The sequence below is a fragment of the candidate division WOR-3 bacterium genome, from assembly GCA_016926475.1.
Taxonomy (GTDB): domain Bacteria; phylum SDB-A; class SDB-A; order SDB-A; family SDB-A; genus JAFGIG01.
The window spans coordinates 1-20,011 of record JAFGON010000071.1 but is presented as its reverse complement, the minus strand read 5'-3'; the positions used below and the strand labels follow the sequence as shown (position 1 = coordinate 20,011).

The following is a 20,011-nucleotide window of genomic DNA, read 5'->3' as shown; positions in this document are numbered from 1 at the left end:
AATGCGTGCCCGAAAGGACTTGAACCTTCAACCTGCGGATCCGGAATCCGCTGCTCTATCCGATTGAGCCACGGGCACGAATCTTTTCAGCTATTTTTTATCTGATTTTCTTTTTGTGTCTGTTCAGTCTACGTTTTTTCTTGAGTTTATGAGTACGGATTTTCTGCAATTTTCTTTTTCTTCCGCAGGGCAAGGTTCCTCCTATTGATCTTTTTTAACAGATTCCTTTATAAATCTCGCGGGTTTGAAAGTAGGGGCTGAGTGGTCGGGGATATTCATCATCTGTTTTGTTCTGGGATTGATCGCGCTTCTCCCTTTTCTGCTTTTAACTTTGAATACTCCAAAACCTCTGATCTCAACTCTTTCGTGTCTGGCAATCGTTCCTACAAGTGCGTCTATAAAGGCATTGACAATAATGCTCGTATCTTTTTTTGGAAAACCAGTGGATTCAGCCACTTCGTTGATTAGATCCATTTTAGTCTTTGTTGTTTCTCTCATTTTGACTCCTTTGCATCAAAACATTCCGCGAAGTTTACCAGTTTTCTGTCATCAAAGAAACAAGGTTTTTCGAAAAATCATCGTAAGCCAAATTCCTACCGTCATCTTCAGTCTGATTATAAGCTGAATAAATGCCCTGAGCAATAATTACTTTGTCCTTCCATATCGTGTCATTCTCAATGTTGTTTATGTATGTCACGATGACCGATATGGAAACTTGGTACTGTTCAATTTGCTCGTCCGAAGTGTACGAAAACACTTCGTTGGAATATGCAGTCACTCTCAACAAAAGAGTTAGATCGGTATCCTTGGAATCAGACAGGCGCAACCTCGCGTCTTTTATGAATGTATTTCTGACGTTTTGGGTGAAGTCTTGTTCCAGACCGTACATTCCGGAAGAATTATCGGCGACCGGAATAGAAATTGTTTCGGCTTTCTGGGGGAAAGATCCTCCATGAAAAGAATAAGCCACACAACCGGAAAGAACTAAAACTGACACTATGACATTTTTTGACAATACTTTCATTATCATTTATTATTATTTGATATATGGGAAAAGTAAAGAATCCATTTTTAAGCTTAAACAATTATTATTGCTTCGCGTGTTCTCCTCACAATGAGCATGGTCTGCAACTCGAATTCTTTGAAGGAAAAGACGAAGTGACGACATCATTCAAAACCAAACGACAGTTCGAGGGTTTTCCCGGAATGCTACACGGAGGAATAGCTGGAACAGTTCTTGACGAGATTATGTTCTGGGCTTGTTTTGCAAAAACTCAAATCATGACAGTTACGATGTCCCTGGAAATCAAATACAGGCTTCCTCTGAAGCTTGACAGAGAATATAAGGCACGGGGGAAAGTTCTGGAGGTGAAAAGGAGGTCGATATTCTGTGAAGCTTCGATTGAAGATACACAGGAAAAGGTATACTGTTTTGCCAACGGTATCTATTTTATTCCGGAAAAGAAAAAATTTTCAAAATCCGCTGATATCGACGTTGAGAAAGGACCTCTGTCTGAGTATTTCAAATAGATGACGGTATTCTACTAAAATCATCGATATAGGTTTTCCTCTCCCCGATTTTCAAACAGAATACAGAATCGAATTTCAGGATGATTTCCTCCAGGCATCCTTCGTCTTTTTTTTCTATAGAGAAATGGATCAAAACCTTTTCGGTAAAACTCTCATCAAGGTAAAAAATTTTCAGAGATTTTAAGGCTGTTTTAAAACTTTCATACGTACCGTATTCGCATGTCACTTCAATGTCTGCCATTTCAACGAGTTTTTTGAATAACGCCGCTTCAAGAGACAGTTTCGCGGCTTTGATGTAAGCTCTTGTAAGACCCGATGCCCCAAGTTTTATGCCGCCGAAAATTCTGCTGACGACTATTATAGCGCCGCATATGGACTCCCTTTCAAGGCATGCCAATATTGGTCTTCCTGAAGTCCCTGTCGGTTCACCGTCGTCGGAATACTTTTTCTGCCCTTCTAAAATATAAGCCCACGGATGATGTTTGGCGTTTTTAAAGCGAGATCTGCGTGAAGCTATTATTTTTTTACAGTCTTCAATAGACTTTACGGGCGCGAGAGAGGAAATGAACCTGCTTTTTTTTTCTACAAGTTCGCCCCAAAATTCATCTGAAGGCACATAACAAATATTTTTCACAAATTCGTCTTTTTCAAAGATTTCAGGGCTAGCACGGGGAACGGAAAGGCGAATAGAAAGGTCAGCAGAGCTACAGTCAATTGACAAAGGGCGAGCAATTTGAAATTCACTTCTCCTCCGAAAAAAAATGTTTTTCGGAAATAATCGTAAGCCCATTGGTTCATAATCAGAAGAGAAAAAACGAGATAAAAAAGACTTATCACCGCGGAGATAATTCCTCCGGCTCCGGCGGAAAGCCTGGACGGATTCTTCTCTTTAAAATTAGGAACCAACCCTCCTATTCCTATGTTTATGCCGGTGATCCCCCAGGAAAAAAGAAAAATGTTTATGATTCCTATATAGGCAATCAAAAAACCCGTGTGGAGGAAAAAATTTCCGATTGAGACAAGAAAAAGCCCTACCAACAAAACAGGGATTAAATTTATCATGAACTTGGTAGCTATGAATGTTTTTAAATCGGTGTATGTCCTCATCAACCAGAATGAATTTCCTTCGAGGCTGATCGCCGGGTAGGTGAATCTCACCGAAATTGTGACCATGAGGTACGAGACGAAGGCAATGTTCGCGAAAGATATAAAAGTCATAAAAACAGGATGCCTGACGTTGAAGGAAGAGTTGATGATTCCCAAAAGATATATGGCGAGAAGAAGAAACAGTATAAGGCTTTGCCCCCATTGAGTGGGTTCTCTTAAAAAAACAATCATGTCTTTCAAAGTGAGAATCCTCGCGGTGCGGAAGAACTTTCCTTTTATGATTGGAAAGTTTTTTTTTCTTTTTTGGGAATTGTTCAAAACCGCTGGTGTGGTCAAAAAAAGTTTTCTATATCGTAACGAGGACGCCCCAAGCAAAAGAAATCCTCCCGCGCAGTAAGCCAACATTGCCAAAAGCGGTTTCAGAAAAGAAAAGCCGGGTTTCACAGCGGTTTTCATGGCTTCGGCAAAGAACTCTGACGGCAAAAAACGGAAAGCGGGAAGTTCCAATGATTTTATATAATCAAGAACTTCCTGCATTGTGGTTATGTTTGGAACTTTGAAGAGGACGTTGAATTTGAAAGACAGATATACCATCACCATAAAGGAAAAAACTGCCAAAATCCAAAATGTGATCCTCAGTCTTGAAAAACTTAAAAAAGCCGGTAAAACTGAGAATATAATGAATATTCCCAGCGAAGAAGTCGTCAAAAGGAAAAACAAAAGGGACGCGATTGACGTAAAGTAGTATTTAACTGATCCCTGGTATATTGTTCCGTACGCCGTTATCATGGGTATGTCTATGATCAAACTCGCCCAGGAAGCGTAGATAATGTTTTCCACCAGTCGAGAAAAAAATATTTTTTTTTGATCCAGTGGCAAAGTGAAAAGGTATTCAACCTCTGGGTTTCTGAAAAAAGTGGGTATTGAAGTTATAATGTTGCTTATGATGAGAAAAAAGAAAAAAGAAGAAAAAGTCATTGCTATCAGCCTTGTGATGATAACAGGTCCGATATACTCTTCGACGTACAGAAAACTGAAAATTTTCACTAGAAGTGAATATATGCCGAAATAGAATATCGTTGTGACCAGTAAAAAAGACGATAGTTTGATTGCATTCTGCAGTGAAAAGCTCAAAGTATCTCTTTTGAGTATTTTGAGCTTTAACAGCAGTAGTTTTCTCATGTCTGTTCGGCAATCATTTTTAGAAATATTTCTTCTAGATTCGATTCTTTTTTGGATTTTAAATCTTCAGTAAATCCTTTGCGAATCAGTCTGCCTTTGTTGATCACTCCCACGATATCGGCTATGTCTTCGGCCAGAGAGAGAGTATGGGTCGAAAGAAATATTATGTTCCCTCTTGAAGCGTATTCTTTAAAAAGGTCTTTGACTTTTTTTGCAGAAAGAGGATCTAGTCCGACCATTGGTTCGTCTATCAGAAGAAGATAAGGGTCGTGTATCAAAGAAGATGCTATCGCCACGCGCTGTTTCATTCCATGAGAATAGCTTTCAACAAGATCGTCAATCCATTCTCCAAAAGAAAGGTATTCGTCTAATTCGGAGAATTTTATATTAAAAGTTTTTCTTTCGACCGAGAAAAGAGACGCTACAAATTGCAAAAATTCTCTACCCGACAATTTATCGTAGAGAAACGGCGTGTCGGGGATGTAACCGATTATTTTTTTTATTTTGTTGGGTTCTCTCAAGAGGTCGATACCCTTTACGTGGATTTCACCGGCGCTCGGCAGTAAAAGAGTCGCCAGAATTTTAATTGTCGTCGTCTTGCCTGCTCCGTTGGGTCCTATAAAAGCGAAAATATTGCCTTCAGGAATTTCAAGATCTATTCCGTCCAAAGCGAGAGTTTTTCCGTATAATTTTTTGAGATTTTTAATTGCAAGCATCCAGAAATAATATCATAATACTGGATATTTTCAATTGTTGTGTTATTATCCAATGGAAAAAAAAGTAACAACCAACCATCTGGGAATTCCTGAATACCTTCTCAAGGAGACTTCTTTGAATATCGTCGCGAAAATGGTCGTAGAAGGCCTTTTCAGCGGATTGCACAGAAGCAGTTACAAGGGATTTTCAGTTGAATTTTCCCAGCACAGAAAATATTGCCAGGGCGACGATGCCAAAAGAATAGACTGGAGAGCGACTTGCAGAAGGGATAAAACAGTTATCAAAGAGTTTGAAGATAGAACAAACCTGCAAGCTTATGTTGTTTTGGATGCTTCAGCATCGATGGATTATGGCAGCAACTGGATTCAAAAATCGGAATACGCAAAAATTTTGTGTGCTTCTATCATATACCTTCTGACAAGACAGAGAGACATGGTGGGTTTCGTTTCGTTTACAGACAAAATTGATAAAATTGTTTTGCCTGGCGCGACGGGTCTCCATGTGAGAAGGCTTTTCGGAATTATTGAAAGGACGGAATTTTCGGGTGAAACAAGCGTTCACAAAACACTTTTTGAATTAGGGGAGAGGATAAAAAAAAGAAGTATGATAATCATAGTATCCGATCTTCTCGGCGAGAGCAGGGAATTCATGAAACCCCTAAAGGGTTTAAGATACAAGAAAAACGAAGTAGTAGTTTTCTGGGTGAGAGATCCAAAGGAGATAAGATATGGATTTAAAGAAGATCTAACCTTTTTGGACCCAGAAAATAAACTAAAAAGAGTAAACACTGAACATTCAAAGACCAAGAAAAGTTACGATGACAGAATGAAGGGCTTTGAGGACTTTTTGTTTGAAGAGACAAGGAAAAACAGCATTTTCTTTATTGATGCGAGAACTGACACGGATATCGGAGATTTGCTCTTAAGGTTCGTCGCAAAGAGGAGTAAAATACTGTAGAGATGTTTTTCTCGCGGTAAGTTCAAGCAAACTGGATTGATTATTTATAGTCATTATGATAGAAAACAATATGCAAAGCAAAATCAGAATTATAATTGCCGAAGACGACCCTCATTTGATGAAAGTTATGAGTGATGTATTCGACAACAGGAAATATGAAATAATAAGAGAAGAAAACGGATCTGAGGCTTTAACAAGACTGCTCAAAGAGGATTTTCACGCCGCCATCCTGGATGATCAAATGCCCGGAACAAAAGGAAGAAATATTTGTAAAAGGTTGAGGGCGGAGCAGAAAAGAAGATCTATACCCATTGTTTTGCTGACCGCGACGACTAACCCCGCCGAGAGAATTGAAGGTTACAAATTAGGAGCCGATGTTTGCCTTTCCAAACCCACAAACGAACAGGAACTGCTCTCAATAGTCGAAAACCTTTGCTCTCAGAGATACGACAGCGAATTCATGCTCAACAGCATTGATGGTTTTGGTGGGAAAATCGAGAGTTTTCCGGTTGTAGATCTTTTACAATTTATGGAAATGGGAGCCAAAACCGGTTCTTTAGAATTAAGAAGCTCTGAAAAGAACGCATCGGTATTTTTTGAAAAAGGAATAATTGTTCATTCTGAATCCGGAAGACTCAGGGGAAGTAACGCAATATACCATATAATAGGATGGCAGGAAGGAACTTTTGTCTATTCTCCTGATAAGCTGCCGACAGAAAAGACAATAAGAGAAAATTTGTCGCACCTTCTCCTTGAAGGCATCAGGCTGATGGACGAAGAAGCTAGAGACAACACCGCTGTCAAAGAACTCACGCAAGCTCTTTTGCAAGTTGAGACTACCCAAGAATCCAAAGTGCTGAAAAAGATGGAGGATCTTTCCAAAAAAATCGCTCTCGGAGAAAAAAGGATATTTGAGATTTTGGTTATCGACCTGTGGAAAGACGGCAGGAAAGAAATGCTCGATTTTTTTATCGAAAACATTCTCAAATACATTGGCAGGGACCTCCCAGTTTCCAAAAAGGACAGTGCGATTTCAAGTTTTGCAAAGTTGGACGTCATGAAGGATTTTTCAATAGATATCGTGGTCAGCAGCGGGAAAAGGAAATTTAACCTGCTTTGGCAAGTATTTCTCGAGCAGGCTAATGCCCTTGTCGTTTTTATAGATCCCACAGACGAGGAATCCAGAAATGACGGTATAGAAATTGCGAGAAGATTCAACAGTTATCGATCTCAAATTCCCTGCACAATAGTTTCTCCCGTAGGGCAGAGAGCGGCCGGATTGCCTTTTGAAAATCCAAAATGGTTCGCTGTCCCCGAATACAACTTGGTGAACCTTGAAGAGATATTTCAATTCATTTTTGATTTTACCCAGGAGCACTTCCTCGACGAAATTGAAATGAGAAGATGAAAAAAATTTTCATTGTGGCGACGGGCGGCACTATTCAGATGAAAAAAGAAGCAGACCGCGGAATTGTCCCTTCTTTTTTCGGAGAAGATGTTTTCAAAGGATTTGATCTGCCACAAGATGATTTCAAACTCGAATTCGACGAATTTTCAAATGTCCCAAGCCCCTGGATAACTCCTGAAGACATGATGAGAATATCCAACAGAATAAAATCTCTCGCCCTCAATTGTGATGGCATAATCATAACTCACGGAACCGACACTCTGGAAGAAACCGCTTTCTTTCTATCATTGACCTACGAAGGGGATGTTCCAGTCGTTTTGACAGCAGCCATGAGAGCGGCTCCGGATTTGGGAATAGATGGACCGAGAAACATATTTGATTCGGTGAAAGTTGTTTTAAACCATTCTTCTCGTAAAAGAGGCGTTATGGTTGTAATCAACAACAGTATTTTTTCTCCAAGGGATGTGGTAAAAGTTTCAACGTCAAATTTAGCTGCTTTTACTTCCCCCGAACATGGATTGATGGGTACTATAGACGAAAAAGTCATATTTTTTTCCCGGACGACTGACAGAGAATATATCCCGACAAAAGGGCCTGTCATCCCCGTGGATATCATACCTACTTACTCGGGATCTGACGGAAGATTCATTAAAGAGTCCGTGAATTCAGGGGCAAGGGGAATAGTTTTGGAGGCTTTGGGAAGAGGGAATGTCCCGCCGTCCATGATCGAAGGCATCTCCCAAGCTATCTTTAAAGGTATTCCGGTGGTAGTTTCCACAAAGGTTCAAAACGGCAGAGTCGCGCCGACTTACGGGTATGATGGAGGAGGCAAGCATCTTGCCGGATTAGGTTGTTTTTTCGCGGGAAATTTAAGGGCTAACAAGGCGAGAATAAAACTGATGCTTGCTCTCGGATCTGAAGAAAAAAAAATGGAGGGTTATTTTGAAAAGCATACTTAAAGCACTATTAATGTTTGCGTTTTTTTCGTCGGTTATTACCCAGGTGTTGACTGGTTTGACCCACACTGTCAAACTTGGAGAAACCTTGACTTCTATTTCGAGAATGTATGGAGTTTCAGTTTCGCGCATAAAGGATGCCAACAACTTGAGTTCGGACATGATAGTCGAGGGTCAGAGATTGTCGATTCCTTCTAACTCTTCGGGGACTGGGGATTTATATGTCGTCAAAAGCGGCGAGACTCTCTCTGGTTTGGCTCGCAGATTCGAGACGACAGTGGAGGCAATAAAAAGAGCTAACGGCCTTTCTTCGGATTTAATAAGAGAAGGACAGCGCTTGGCGATACCCGGCAGGTATCCGCCACCTTCACAGAACAACAATTCCGGACAAAGCAGGCCACCCGTGAATTTGAACATTATCGTCCCTCCAGAGGAAAAGATGCCCCGACCGATAGTAATCGATATGTCGATTGTGTTCCCTGCACCTTCAATGGGGGCTGTGGAGCAAATTGATACTGCGACAGAAACTGGCAACGTGTACAATGTCTTGAATACCGCCAAAACCGAATTAATACAATCTATTTTAAACAGCGCCATATCATACCTTGGGTCACCCTACGTCTACGGAGCCACAGGCGAAGGAGGTTTTGACTGCAGCGGACTCGTATACAGAGTCTACGCTGACAACGGAATCGATTTGCCAAGAACCGTCACCGATATGGAGAGCGCAGGTATAGAAGCACCGAAAGACTCTTTGATGCCTGGGGATATTTTAATTTTCGAAGACCCGAAACACGCTGGAATATATCTCGGATCTGGCCGCTTCATTCACTCTTCTTCTTACAGGAACAGAGGGGTTATTATCAGTTCTTTGGAGAGAGAGAGTTATTCAACGCGTTTTGTCAAAGCGAGAAGAATAGTTTTTTAAGGCACAACCATCGTTTTTTTATTTCGTTTTTATGGGATGTCAAGCATTGTATTATTTGATTTTTACGGCTTGCGGTAGTATTATTTGAATGTTGGAGAATCGGGATCTAATTCAGTCATAAGATTCGGAGGAATGTTATGAAGAGAACGCTTTTTTTGGCGACAGTTTTTTTTACATACAGCTTATCTTTGTACTGCACTCCATTTTTGCAGGGTAATTATATTGATGCCCCAAATGCTTATTTGATGCCGCATTCAAGCGTTCAGATTACTTCTGTTTTTACCGTTTACAGCCAGGACTTCATACGTTACGGAGCAAGTTATGAAACATTTTCCCAATATGTTTTCGGCGCAAACCTCTCAGTGGGACTTTACGACTGGGTTGAAGTCGGTGGAGGATATCTCGGTACGGATGTCTGGTCAGCTTTCGCTAAAGTCCGAGTTTTAAGGGAGACTGAAAGGTATCCGGCTTTTGCCCTCGGTATTCAGAATATTTCTCCTTATGAAAAAATGTCGGAATTTGGGAGACATTCGCTGGACTATTACGATCACAACCAGAACTTTTCTTTTTATGGGGTTTTCACCAAGGACTTGACCTACTATTTTCCAAGCATTCCTGTCATACTCTCTTTTGGTTTGGGCAGCGGAAGATTTTTGGGGGAAAGACCCAGATCTGAACCGTTGAGAGGAATTTTCGCCAGCATTGAGTACAGGCCTATTAAAAATTTCAAGTTTATAAGCGACATGGACGGTAAAGATTGGAACTTCGCGTCTATGTACAGAGCAAACGACAATATCGAATTTTTGATAGGCTGGCTTGAAATTGAACAGACTTTCGGGGTGAATTATGTGGCGAGGAATTGTCCGACAGAACAACAAAAAATCGTCATGGGGGTACAGCTCAATTTCGGACCTTTCTTTGGAAGCAGGGCTCTTTCAGTGAGAAGACAGAGGGAACTCGAAATCATGAGCAATTACCAGAGAGAACTTGAAGAAATAAGACGGCAAAGAGAAGAAGCTGAAAGGGAACTAGAAAGACTCCGCAGAATTCTCGAAGAAAGTCAGTGACGAGGAGCCGGGATGCTCTCTCTTATTTTTGTTATAATTCTGTTGTCGCAAGAACCGACGACTGAACTCTCTACTGATGAAATCTATCAAGTAACTGATTCGGTAAAAAGGGAAATATCATACGAAAGGCAGGTTCTCGAGGAACTTTACAAAGAGGTAGAGAACTTGAGGGAAGCTGTTGAAACACCTCCTCCCATAAGAGCTGCCGATTCTCTTTACCTCATGGGCGCCTTGGGTTGGGCTAAGATCACCTACCAGAACATATACAAGCATTTTATGTCCCCCGACAGCCTGAAAAGAAGAGCCATGTATATGTATTGTGTAATTTCATACCAACAGTCCAGCTACGATGAGAGCATAGAAAAATCGAGCGAATTCCTTGAGATTTATCCCGGAAGCGAATTTTCCGACAATGTGTACCTGATACTCGGCCTTTGCTATTTTTCCAGGGCTGAATTTCAAAAAACCAGAGAATATTGTTCGATGATTTCCTATTCATCACCGCAGTTTCCTTTCGCGCTTTACATTAACGCCATTTCCTATTTTCAAGAAAACAAGAACGAGGAAGGGATATCCCTGGCTAAAGAAAAACTCAACGAAATGGCTTTCGGTATCTATTCAGGATACATACCCGATGGATGGAAGGCGAGAGCTCTGATGAGCCTTGCCCAGCTTCACTATGAAATAGGCGAGCTGCAGACCTCTTTTGAATTTTATGAACTTGCAAAGAAAAAAGGGGCGGATCCTAACGCTGCTGATTTCGGAATCGCATGGATATACATAAAAGTTGGTCTGCTCGAAGAAGCGATGGAAATAATAGAGGACCTTGAAAGACGAGAAGACATTGGAAGGATGACGACGGACGTTAAGCTCGCAAAAGCAGCAATTTTAATCCAGATGGAGTCCTACGAAAAAACTTTCGACATATATTCCGACATTCTTAAAAGCTACTCCAGCGATTACGACTATGAAAACGTTTTGGCCGCGGCCTACGAAAACGCTCTTTCATCTGAAGTGATCGAAGACGTTCAGGCCACCAGAAATCTGGAAAACAGTCTTGAGAATTTGATAGCTCTTTCGAGAGTGAGGGGCAGAAACGATATCGCCGACAGTTTGGAACGTATAAAATCAAATCTAAGATTTCAGCAGGATGTCCTTCATTCAATCGGTTTTCAGATAAACCCCTCCGAAAAAGCCGATTTGGAAGCCCTCAAGAGAAATATAACACTGATGGTTCAGGAGGAGAGAGCGAAAACAGACTTGTTGCTTATGGACCTTGACTATCTCGAGACCAAGCTCCCTGTTACATATTCCGGAGCGCTCGACAGCATCAGGTTCAAATTGACGGGCATCTCAATGACGCTTGCGGATATTGAAAATCAAATAGGCTTAAAAGGCATTACAGAGACGACAAACTGGCTTATTCAGGCACAGTATGGCGCGGGTGTAACTTTTTTCATGATGTACAAAGACGTAGAATACCGTCTGTCTGAGATCAAATCGAGAATTCAAACCCTTCAGACACAACTCCAGGATTCGCTTTGAGGAAGTTTTAAGATGAATTCGAAACAGATTTTTTCGCCCTTAATTTTTGTTTCGGTTTTGATCTTGTTTTCATGCGGCCCGGGAAGGCTCGATCCAGAGTCAGAATTGTTGCGACTGGAGAGTGAGAGAGCTGAACTTGAAGACCTTCAAGAAGAGTATATGGACGCAACGGTTCTATATTTGGAAAACTTAATCGGTCTATATCCTAACAATCCTTTTGGAGCTGATGCCGCGCTGAGACTTGCTGAGATATACAGGATCAGAGCCAAAAACGAGTATGAAAATAAAATTGACGAATGGATTGACAGGGGTTTTACAGGGTCTGAACCTTTTCCGGTTTACGATAAGGCGAAAAATGCGTACCTTCAGGTCATAAACAAATACGAGGGAATAGACACAGTTTCAGCGATAGAATCTTATTACGCTCTCGCTTCTATCCTCGAAGAAGAGGGGAATTTGGATTCGGCCAGTATAATGTACAGAAAGCTTGTCGAGAGATACCCCGGAAGCTCGAGAGTACCCGCGGCTTGTTTCAGGCTGGGGCTTTACTATTTCAATTTCCGTCATGAAGGTTTCGGTAAAATTGACTTGGCCATAGATTATTTCAGGAAAGTTCTCGAATACCCGAATGACCCCAACTACGATAAAGCTATTTACATGATCGGCTGGCTTAACAGGGTAGTCAGTCCGGATTCAATACCAGCTTCCATTACGCATTTTTTGTTTTTGCTCGAGATGTCCGAGGAAGAGGGCAAAACAGAGCTCGCCGATGAAGCCGTCATGTATCTCGGTTTTGATTTTTCGGAATTGCCCAACGGTATTGTGAGGTTGCAGCGGGTTTTGACAGAGCTTTCGGAGATGCCCAAAGGCGACGAAATTGTCCTGAAACTTGCCGAAACTTTTAAGGATAAGGTTGATTACAGCAAGGCGATAGAAGCTTACAACACATATCTGAGCATGTATCCGAGAAGCCCTAAAGCTCCATTTGTTCTAAGGGACCTCGCTTCTCTCTACGCGGAAGTCGGCGATATGACTCTTGCGGACGCAACAATGGACAGGCTCGTTGAAAACTACGGTGCTGATTGGCAGACTAATCTGTCCAGCAGCGGAGACTCGTCTCAAATCTCTTCAACCGATTCCCTGATAAGAGAAGCTATGTTGTACACTGCGGGTATACACCACAGAAAAGCCCTTCAGGAGGGTACGTACGAAGAATGGGCTACGGCGGCGCAGAGGTACGCTAATTTCATGGAACAGTATCCTGAAGATCCCGAGGTTTACGGGCTTCGATTTGCCTATGCCGAAGCAAATTATGAAATGGGAAAATTTCTCGAAGCTGCTAAAAGTTACTCTATGGTAGCCCTGGATGAGACAAACGACACTTTGGCTTTGACGGCGGCTTACGAAGCGGTGACCTCTATTAACCAGTGGTATTCGCAGGACAGCGCTTCATCGGAGAGGCAGGACAGCATGATCGCCGCCGCGACAAGATACATGGAAATATGGGACAATAAGCCAGGGACAGAAGTTTCTGACCCTGTCAACATTTCGATGTCGATAGGGAAAATTTTATACGAAGCCCAAAGATACGAAGAAGCGATGTATTGGTACAAAAAAGTCGTAGAAGATTTTCCGACGTCTGAAGCCTCGGCTTCAGCTTCGGCTATGGTCGCTCAGACCTATTACAACCTTGGAGATTTGTCTTCATCTGAAACCTGGTTTTTGAAAGCCGCTTCCCAATCAAGCGATACCACTCTGATGAGGCAGGCGGCAATAATAGCTTTTCAATCGGCATCAAACACCACCGAAACAGACACTATGAAAGCCGTGTCTTTTTTAGAAGTCCACTCAAAATACTCCGACCGTGAAGAAGGCAGAAAAGCTCTATTCAACGCCGGCGTTATATTTTTCAACGCCGGAAACGAAACGAGAGCTGTCCAGGTTTTCAATTCCTACATAAGAAATTATGATTATCTCGAAGACAGCCTTCTGTATTCTGCTTACATGAATGTATCGAACATAGCGATATCCCGCGCGGAGAGAGCCGACAGCTCGGGCACCGAAAGCAGAAGCCTCTGGAATGAAGCGGCGATGGCTTTGGAATCATTTATCGCGAAGTATCCGGCTTCGGAAGGGACAAGAGAAGCAGTTTTTTGGACAGGCAAGGCATTTTTCGGAGCTAAAAATTTTGCTGATGCCCAAATCGCATTCGGAAGAATTGCCGAGGGAACTTCTTTTTCCGAAGAGATCCACTATCAAGCACTACACAGGCAGGCGATGTCTTTGGACAGCCTCGGACTCCAATCGGACGCGGACAATGTGAGGAGAAGGGTATTAAAGGATTATCTTGAAGGAGGAGCTGCCGCAGGAATTACTCCTTACGAGATAGAGATGGATATGGTAGATGTCGTCCAATACGATTTCGAAAAAGTTAAAGGAACCCAGCTTTACTGGCCTATAGATAACTCTTTTCCTCCATACGATACCGATATGAAAATAATCGCCGATTATCTGACGAGGATAGCCAGCCTTAAAGTCGGACTATCAACTATTGCTTCGCTATACCTTCTCGGTCAGTGCAACGAGGACTACGCGAGAGCATTCAGAGAGGCGGAGTACGATCCTGCTTGGACAGAAGAAGAACAGATTTATTTTCAAGAACAACTCGAACAGCAGGCTCTGCCCTATGAAGACGCTTCCGCTCAATTTTACAATGCCGCTAAAGTCACGGCTGAGGGCAATGGTCTGATAGACAATGTCTGGTATAGGCAGACTTTGGAAGCACTGGAAAATCTGAAAAATTTCAGACCGGATTTGTTTCCCGAAGAACTGTATGATAATATTAACGAAGTCGAACATGAGAATGTTCTGCAGGATTCAACACCTCAATGAGGATGAAATTTAGAGTTAAAGCATGAAAGCGATGTCGTTTATTTCTCTTGTTTTTTTGTTCTCAGCCACAATTTTTTCTCAGGAGCTACCATCGAGCATTCTTCAGATCGAAGAAATTGAGATAAAGGGTACGGCTAGGGAACCTCTTGTAATAAATATAGCCGCGACGGCAAAAATTGACTTTTCGAATTTCATTATATCTCAGAGTTTTTCCCGAGAGATTCTTGACCAGGTGTTCTTGGCGAGGACAGAACTCGGAATGCTTGGCAGGCACCGAGTGTCGAGACCATATTCAAAAACATTTCTTTTGCTGGGAGGGGCTGGGACAGCAGCAGGTGTTTATCTTCTTAGTTCGAAAGAGCAATCGAGCACCTATTTCTTAATCGCCGGAGGAACTTTTCTTATAACTTCCGGAATATTTTATTTGTCTGGCAGGTAATTTAATTTAAAGGAGGTCGGTTTAATGGCTTTCATCCAATTTTATAAGAATGGCGGATGGGCTATGCACTTTATTTCTCTTGTGGCATTAGTCGCGCTCGGACTGATAGTCGAAAGAATAATATTTCTTTTCAAATCGAGTATTAACGCCGATAATTTTTTACGTAACGTGACAAAGAAACTCAGGGACGGAGATTACAACGGAGCGATAAGGTACTGCGATTCAATGGGCAAACCTCTTTCAAAAATTATCGGAGCCGGATTGAGAAATTACAAAGGCGATATCAGAGAAATGCAAAACGCGGTCGATGAAGTCGGTCTCGCGGAAATCCCCAGGATCAACAGAAGGCTGAACTACCTTCCTGTTCTCGCTCAAGTGGCGACCCTTTTGGGGCTTTTGGGAACGATAGCCGGACTTTTAAAATCATTCGGCGCGTTGTTGACGGCAAGTGCTTCTACGAGAACTCTCGAACTTATTCAAGGTATTTCCGTCGCTCTGAACACCACGTTTTTCGGCTTGACAGTCGCCATTCCATTGATGCTGATCCATTCTTTTTTACAGTCAAAAGCGGATGGAATAGTCGACGACATTGATGAATACTCCGTGAGAATAATGAATATGTTGCAGGATATAAAAAAGGACTGATAGATGTCTTTCGCAGTTTCCAGGGCGAGCCGCAAAACTCGTCATCAAAGAGGTGTTGATGTCACGACGATTTTAAACCTTTTCATGATTCTCATACCTGCTCTTCTGACTAGTTTTCAGATTGTCCAAACGTCGATTCTCAATCTCGAACTCGCTGGGCTTGGAGCCGTCACAGGCGAGAACTATCTTCCTCCTCCAACCTATTTTATGACTACCATTCTCGCGAGGACCAAAGACAACAGAATTGTTTGCGAAGTGTCCCGTTACAGATACGTCGGAGGAGAATCGATCGCCGTTGACACTCTAATTGAAAAGACCCATTTTTTTGAAGGGTGGACACAAGCTGAAAGCGCTGTAGGTATGAAATTGGATTCCCTTTTCATCGAGGCAAAGAAGGAAGTAAAAGTTTTTCTCGACACTACCCCGGAACAGTTCATAGCTCCTAACTGGAGAGAGATTAAAACTGTTTTGAAAAACAACCCCGGAGATCAGGCGATCATGGACAGTGTCGTGAGCAGACTGAATCTTTTTATCCTGATTTCGGTTGACAGCATAGGAGACGCAGTGAGCGGGGAAAGAGTCAATTTAAACGATTTGGTGAGTTTTATGAAGATATCCCAGAAAAGAGGATTTCAAAACAACTACCTTCAACCTCCGCCTTGGTGGCCTTCGGGTTCTTAAAATGGAGAAAAGCATGAATCAAGACGGTCAAGACAACAAAGAGAAAACTTTTAAATGGTTCCCGAAACCCCCGACAAAAAGAAAGATGATGTTCAGAAAATCAATATCGAATTTGAAATCATCAAACGCTTCAAAAGGACCTAAAGCTCAAAGAGAAACTCCTGTTCTTCAATTGACATCGCTTATAGATATGTTCACGATTATCCTGATCTTTCTTCTTCTGAATTTCTCCACCGATCCGAATCAAAGCCCTCCGCCTATGGATGTCAACCTTCCGTCCATTATCACAGAAGAGGAGCTCGACGAAAAACCCATGGTCGGAATCAACGTCGTGACGGCAAACAGCTATTCGATAACTCTAGACCAGACTTCAATAATACAGTCAGCCCAAGGGATGCCGGTAAAAACAGATACTTTTATCCCTTTACTACTGGACAAATTGAGAGAGACTTACGAAATAGCAATTCAGACCGCTGAAATAAACCAGATTGACCCTGATTCCGTTAGGGTCATAATTCAGGCGGACAGCCTTGTCAGTTATAATTTAATCACTCAAATTGTCAATACGTGCACAATGGCAGGCTACAAAAAAGTTTCTGTCATGGTTTTAGCGCCTAAATTCTGAAGGTTAAAAAGGGGGCGGTATGGAAGAGATCAGACTTGCAATAGTTGTTCAGCAGCAAGGCAAGCGGAGACATTTCGTCGTCGAGAAAGATCTCGTGACCATAGGCAAGAGCGATGATTGTGAGATAGTTTTTCAAGAAGACATACAAGGCCTTGAAAAAAAGCACACTCTTTTTTCCTATAACAGTTTGAGCAACTCTTACGAGTTGTGCATCAAACCGGAGGTTTTCAGGGGTTGGGTGAAAATCGGTGAAGAAGAAATTTCAGTGAAAGATTTGGCTCTCAGAACCAAAGTCCGAAAAGAAGGCGATCAAGTTATTCTTCCTCTGCAGCCGACGAGCAGAGGTAGAATTCAGGTCGGAACCACGGTAATAGGTTACGGATTTCAATCTTTCTCAAAACCTTCCGAGAAAAAAACTTCCGAGAATATCCCCGCTCCCTCCTTAGGTTGGGTAGAAGTAATAAAGAGCGGGAGTCTAAAAAAGTATATAGTCAAAAGAAATCAAGTGTTTCTCGTCGGAAATACAGCGCGCTCCGCGATAAAAGATGCTTCATTTGAAAGGGAATTAAGGCTTTTTTCAAATTCAGGGAGCGGATTCTTTCTAACTTTAACTCCGGGTTTCATCGGTGTTTTAAATAAAAACGGAGAAAGAATAAGAATCGACGAAGACACTTTCGCCAAAGACGGGACAATAGAGAAAAAATTCAGCATCGCACAGGGAGACAGGGCGGACCTTAAATACAAAAACAGTTTCATTGTCCGACTCGGAGTCAGAGAAGAAATAATCCCGAAAGAAGTTCAAAAAGAACTTGCGGCACCTCCGCCGCCTGAAGAAAAACAACAACAAATAGAAAAAGAGCCGGGTAAACCTAAGTGGGGAAGGTTTAACAACAGGCCGCATGACAGGGTTACAGTTGGAGAGGATGAAAAGGACAGACGGCAATTCGTGATATTTGATTTCACGGTAGTTTTATTTTGGTTGCTATGGATGGTTTACGCCTACACTGTCAAAGTTCAAGCCATGAATATTGATATTGCCACAGCCGAAGAGACTCTAAAAAGGCTCGAAGAAAGCGACTTGCTCGACGTCTCCATGTCCGAAGACATCGAGAGCCTCAGAAGGGGCACTCTGGGAGTTACAACCGGAGGGGAGGGCACTGGTGAGGGCGACGGCTCAGGTTCTGGCTCTGGGTCAGGAAGCGGCTCGGGCAGCGGCAGCGGCGCGGGAGGATCTGTCGGACAAGGAGGGCAGACCTCGAGAGTGGCGAGAGGATTGAGGGTTTTGGGAGTAGGATCCGGACCATCTACGGGGCCCATGGGCCTGGGAGGAGGGGACGCTAGCATACAGGATCTTCTCGCAGGAGGAGCTTCTCTTTCCGGAGTTTCTGGTGGAGCCGCTTCAGCCGCCGGAGGCGCGGGAGGTCTTGGTGGTGGGGTGACGGGAACAGTTGGCGTCACTGGAGGGACTGAGATTTCAACCGGAACTGCGACTGGAGGAGACCTGCAGCACCAAAGGGTCGCGGGAGTCAGAGGCGGTTCGATCGCGGATTTAACCGGATCAGCAGCTACATCGGGCGCGAGGGATGCGGCCGACGTAAGAAGAACTATCGTGAGGTACCAGGGAAGGTTAAAATACTTTTACGAAAAAGAACTTGAGGTAAATCCATCTCTTCAGGGGAAAATAGTTGTCAGAATAACGATTTCCGAGGAAGGATTCGTGTCAAACGTTTCCCTGGTCAGCAGTACCCTCGGTTCGCCATCGCTTGAGCAGCAGATAATATCTGCTATAAGCGGATGGAGCTTTGGAGCGATCGACCCTGGAGGAGGTTCGTTTACTTTCACAGTACCTTTCAATTTCTACAGTCAGTGAGAATTTCCACTTTACTATTTCTCGCGGGGCTCTTTTTTTTCAGCGTGTCGTCCCAAAGTGCGGTTTTTGTGCTCGTGTGTCAGGAAGAGATTCCAATCCAATCGGTACAATTTTTCGTCGATTCAATAGCTGATCTCGGTGTTGACGGGATCGTGGTTGAAGTTTTAAAAGACGGACAGACCCTGTTTCCTTCGGATTACTTCGATTTCCCTTTTTCTTACGATGTTCTCGAAGAGGTTGTTTATTGCGCTAAGCTCAAAAACCTTTTAGTGTTTTTCAATTTCGACCTTTTCAGGATTTGGACAAAATCGGACAAACCGACCTCGCCGTCTCATTTGATAAATTCAAGGCCGGGCCTATTTTTGACAAACAGTCGTGGCCAAGCAATGCCTGAATTTTCGAAAGAAGAATTGATAGAAAATTTTAACGTAGATGCCTATTATGTTTCGCCTTCAATTCAAGAATACAACGACCTTTTGTATATGTTGATGAATGTTGTTTCGGCGAATTACTATTACTCTGGTATCGTATTATCAGGCTTCGCTTACCCTTTCGGCGTCAAGTCCTACGACGCATACACTTTGACAGAGTTCTGCAGGGAGTATTATCTGGATCCCCGGAAGGATCAACTGCCAAATGAAGCGGAAGAAGAGTGGAATTCTTTTCTCGAAAGCGAAGCGGAAAAGTTTTTGGTCAGGTTAACTGCTACCGCGGATTTTCAAGGGTACCTGGTTCTTAGATCAGAATACGGAGTCTTCTCCCAATCTTTACCCCAACTCCATAACTTCGACATGATAATCGCGGATTCTAATTGGATAACCGTAAAAGGCCACACTCCGAAGAATCTTTCCGATGTTATACAAGCGAGGGGAAGCGCGGAATTTTTAGTTCTGGACGATGCAAGAGACATATTGTCTATACTGGGTTACAAAGAAATGATCAAAATTGGTATGGAACGACTCAGGGAAGAGGGGGCCAGAAGATAAACCTCGCGCAATTTTCGCATCGTTCGATTGAACCATGGTTTTTAAGTCTTTGGAAGACTTCGGCGGGAACTCTGCTCGAACAAGCTACGCAATAACCTTCTCCTCTTTCCTCTCTTACGGGAACTATCGCCCTCGGTATGAAATCATCTCTGTATTTTTTCATCAGCCTTTGGTATTCTCTCATCAGTTCAGAGGGCAGTTTTTTAAATAATTTGTCTTTGACTTTTTCGAAGTTGCTTATGGTTCTTACGTCGAGGTTCATCCCGATTTCCTTGAGCTTTGCCATGCACTTTTCGTTTGACAACTCCCTGATGTAAGTGTCCGCGTTGTCAAGGGCGAGAAGTATGTCAAGTTGTTCGTTCATCGACATTTTTATAATCATTCACAAAATTTATGAAGTCTTCGATAGATTTTGATTTTTTGACTATTTTTTTAGTTTTGACTGTCTTGAAAAATTTGGCGAGTTCTCCGAGAAT

Annotated in this window: 20 protein-coding genes and 1 tRNA gene; 14 read left to right on the top strand and 7 right to left on the bottom strand. The window is 42.6% G+C overall.

The genetic code is table 11. The annotated features are described in order from the left end of the window. Positions 1-4 precede the first annotated feature (4 nt). The 3 genes from JXA84_06940 to JXA84_06930 form a co-directional block, all read right to left on the bottom strand. Positions 5-78, bottom strand: a tRNA-Arg gene (locus JXA84_06940). A 123-nt stretch (positions 79-201) separates the two neighbouring features. Next, the gene (locus JXA84_06935) at positions 202-498 is read right to left on the bottom strand and encodes an HU family DNA-binding protein (GenBank protein ID MBN1150936.1); all 297 of its coding nucleotides are present in this window, start codon (positions 496-498) and stop codon (positions 202-204) included. 34 nt (positions 499-532) lie between these two features. Next, positions 533-1,024 (bottom strand): LptE family protein, encoded by a 492-nt coding sequence (locus tag JXA84_06930; GenBank protein MBN1150935.1) that lies wholly within the window; start codon positions 1,022-1,024, stop codon positions 533-535. A 23-nt stretch (positions 1,025-1,047) separates the two neighbouring features. Between JXA84_06930 and JXA84_06925 the strand changes: the two genes are divergently transcribed. Further along, a complete protein-coding gene (locus JXA84_06925) occupies positions 1,048-1,530 on the top strand; it encodes a PaaI family thioesterase (protein MBN1150934.1) in 483 nt (160 codons plus the stop codon). Here the strand turns inward: JXA84_06925 and JXA84_06920 are convergent. Genes JXA84_06920 through JXA84_06910 form a run of 3 tightly spaced genes read right to left on the bottom strand, consistent with a single transcriptional unit; the run spans position 1,523 to position 4,535 of the window. After that, positions 1,523-2,164: a YigZ family protein gene (locus JXA84_06920; GenBank protein MBN1150933.1), complete on the bottom strand. Its 642-nt coding sequence runs from the start codon at positions 2,162-2,164 to the stop codon at positions 1,523-1,525. The genes JXA84_06925 and JXA84_06920 overlap by 8 nt on opposite strands. Further along, on the bottom strand, positions 2,161-3,819 hold the full coding sequence (locus JXA84_06915) for a hypothetical protein (GenBank protein ID MBN1150932.1): 1,659 nt from the start codon (positions 3,817-3,819) through the stop codon (positions 2,161-2,163). Before JXA84_06915 ends, JXA84_06920 begins: the two co-directional genes overlap by 4 nt. Beyond that, positions 3,816-4,535 (bottom strand): ABC transporter ATP-binding protein, encoded by a 720-nt coding sequence (locus JXA84_06910; protein MBN1150931.1) that lies wholly within the window; start codon positions 4,533-4,535, stop codon positions 3,816-3,818. The genes JXA84_06915 and JXA84_06910 overlap by 4 nt, the downstream gene beginning before the upstream one ends. A 52-nt stretch (positions 4,536-4,587) precedes the next feature. On the opposite strand from JXA84_06910, the gene JXA84_06905 reads away from it, so the two are divergent. The 13 genes from JXA84_06905 to JXA84_06845 all read left to right on the top strand — a co-directional run bounded on the left by JXA84_06905 (position 4,588) and on the right by JXA84_06845 (position 19,535). Next, positions 4,588-5,493 carry a DUF58 domain-containing protein gene (locus JXA84_06905; protein ID MBN1150930.1) on the top strand — a complete coding sequence of 302 codons (906 nt, stop codon included), beginning with the start codon at positions 4,588-4,590 and terminating at the stop codon, positions 5,491-5,493. Positions 5,494-5,563: 70 nt separating this feature from the next. Next, positions 5,564-6,901: a response regulator gene (locus JXA84_06900; GenBank protein ID MBN1150929.1), complete on the top strand. Its 1,338-nt coding sequence runs from the start codon at positions 5,564-5,566 to the stop codon at positions 6,899-6,901. Further along, positions 6,898-7,860, top strand: a complete 963-nt coding sequence (locus tag JXA84_06895) for an asparaginase (protein ID MBN1150928.1) — start codon at positions 6,898-6,900, stop codon at positions 7,858-7,860. Before JXA84_06900 ends, JXA84_06895 begins: the two co-directional genes overlap by 4 nt. After that, positions 7,844-8,785, top strand: coding sequence for a LysM peptidoglycan-binding domain-containing protein (locus JXA84_06890; protein ID MBN1150927.1), 942 nt, complete (start codon positions 7,844-7,846; stop codon positions 8,783-8,785). The genes JXA84_06895 and JXA84_06890 overlap by 17 nt, the downstream gene beginning before the upstream one ends. Before the next feature lie 137 nt (positions 8,786-8,922). Next, the gene (locus tag JXA84_06885; protein MBN1150926.1) at positions 8,923-9,852 is read left to right on the top strand and encodes a hypothetical protein; all 930 of its coding nucleotides are present in this window, start codon (positions 8,923-8,925) and stop codon (positions 9,850-9,852) included. A 12-nt stretch (positions 9,853-9,864) separates the two neighbouring features. Continuing rightward, on the top strand, positions 9,865-11,397 hold the full coding sequence (locus JXA84_06880) for a hypothetical protein (GenBank protein ID MBN1150925.1): 1,533 nt from the start codon (positions 9,865-9,867) through the stop codon (positions 11,395-11,397). A 12-nt stretch (positions 11,398-11,409) separates the two neighbouring features. Continuing rightward, positions 11,410-14,289, top strand: coding sequence for a tetratricopeptide repeat protein (locus JXA84_06875; GenBank protein MBN1150924.1), 2,880 nt, complete (start codon positions 11,410-11,412; stop codon positions 14,287-14,289). A 22-nt stretch (positions 14,290-14,311) separates the two neighbouring features. Further along, positions 14,312-14,728, top strand: a complete 417-nt coding sequence (locus JXA84_06870) for a hypothetical protein (GenBank protein MBN1150923.1) — start codon at positions 14,312-14,314, stop codon at positions 14,726-14,728. Between the two features lie 24 nt (positions 14,729-14,752). Next, positions 14,753-15,373 carry a MotA/TolQ/ExbB proton channel family protein gene (locus tag JXA84_06865; protein MBN1150922.1) on the top strand — a complete coding sequence of 207 codons (621 nt, stop codon included), beginning with the start codon at positions 14,753-14,755 and terminating at the stop codon, positions 15,371-15,373. Between the two features lie 3 nt (positions 15,374-15,376). Further along, on the top strand, positions 15,377-16,054 hold the full coding sequence (locus JXA84_06860) for a hypothetical protein (protein MBN1150921.1): 678 nt from the start codon (positions 15,377-15,379) through the stop codon (positions 16,052-16,054). 13 nt (positions 16,055-16,067) lie between these two features. Then, entirely contained in the window at positions 16,068-16,679 is a 612-nt protein-coding gene (locus tag JXA84_06855; protein MBN1150920.1) for a biopolymer transporter ExbD, read from the top strand. Positions 16,680-16,698: 19 nt separating this feature from the next. Next, complete coding sequence (locus JXA84_06850; protein MBN1150919.1) at positions 16,699-18,549, top strand: TonB family protein; 1,851 nt, start codon at positions 16,699-16,701, stop codon at positions 18,547-18,549. Between the two features lie 44 nt (positions 18,550-18,593). After that, a complete protein-coding gene (locus JXA84_06845; protein MBN1150918.1) occupies positions 18,594-19,535 on the top strand; it encodes a hypothetical protein in 942 nt (313 codons plus the stop codon). Here the strand turns inward: JXA84_06845 and JXA84_06840 are convergent. Continuing rightward, entirely contained in the window at positions 19,510-19,905 is a 396-nt protein-coding gene (locus JXA84_06840) for a hypothetical protein (GenBank protein ID MBN1150917.1), read from the bottom strand. The two genes, JXA84_06845 and JXA84_06840, sit on opposite strands and share 26 nt — an antisense overlap. Positions 19,906-20,011: the final 106 nt, after the last annotated feature.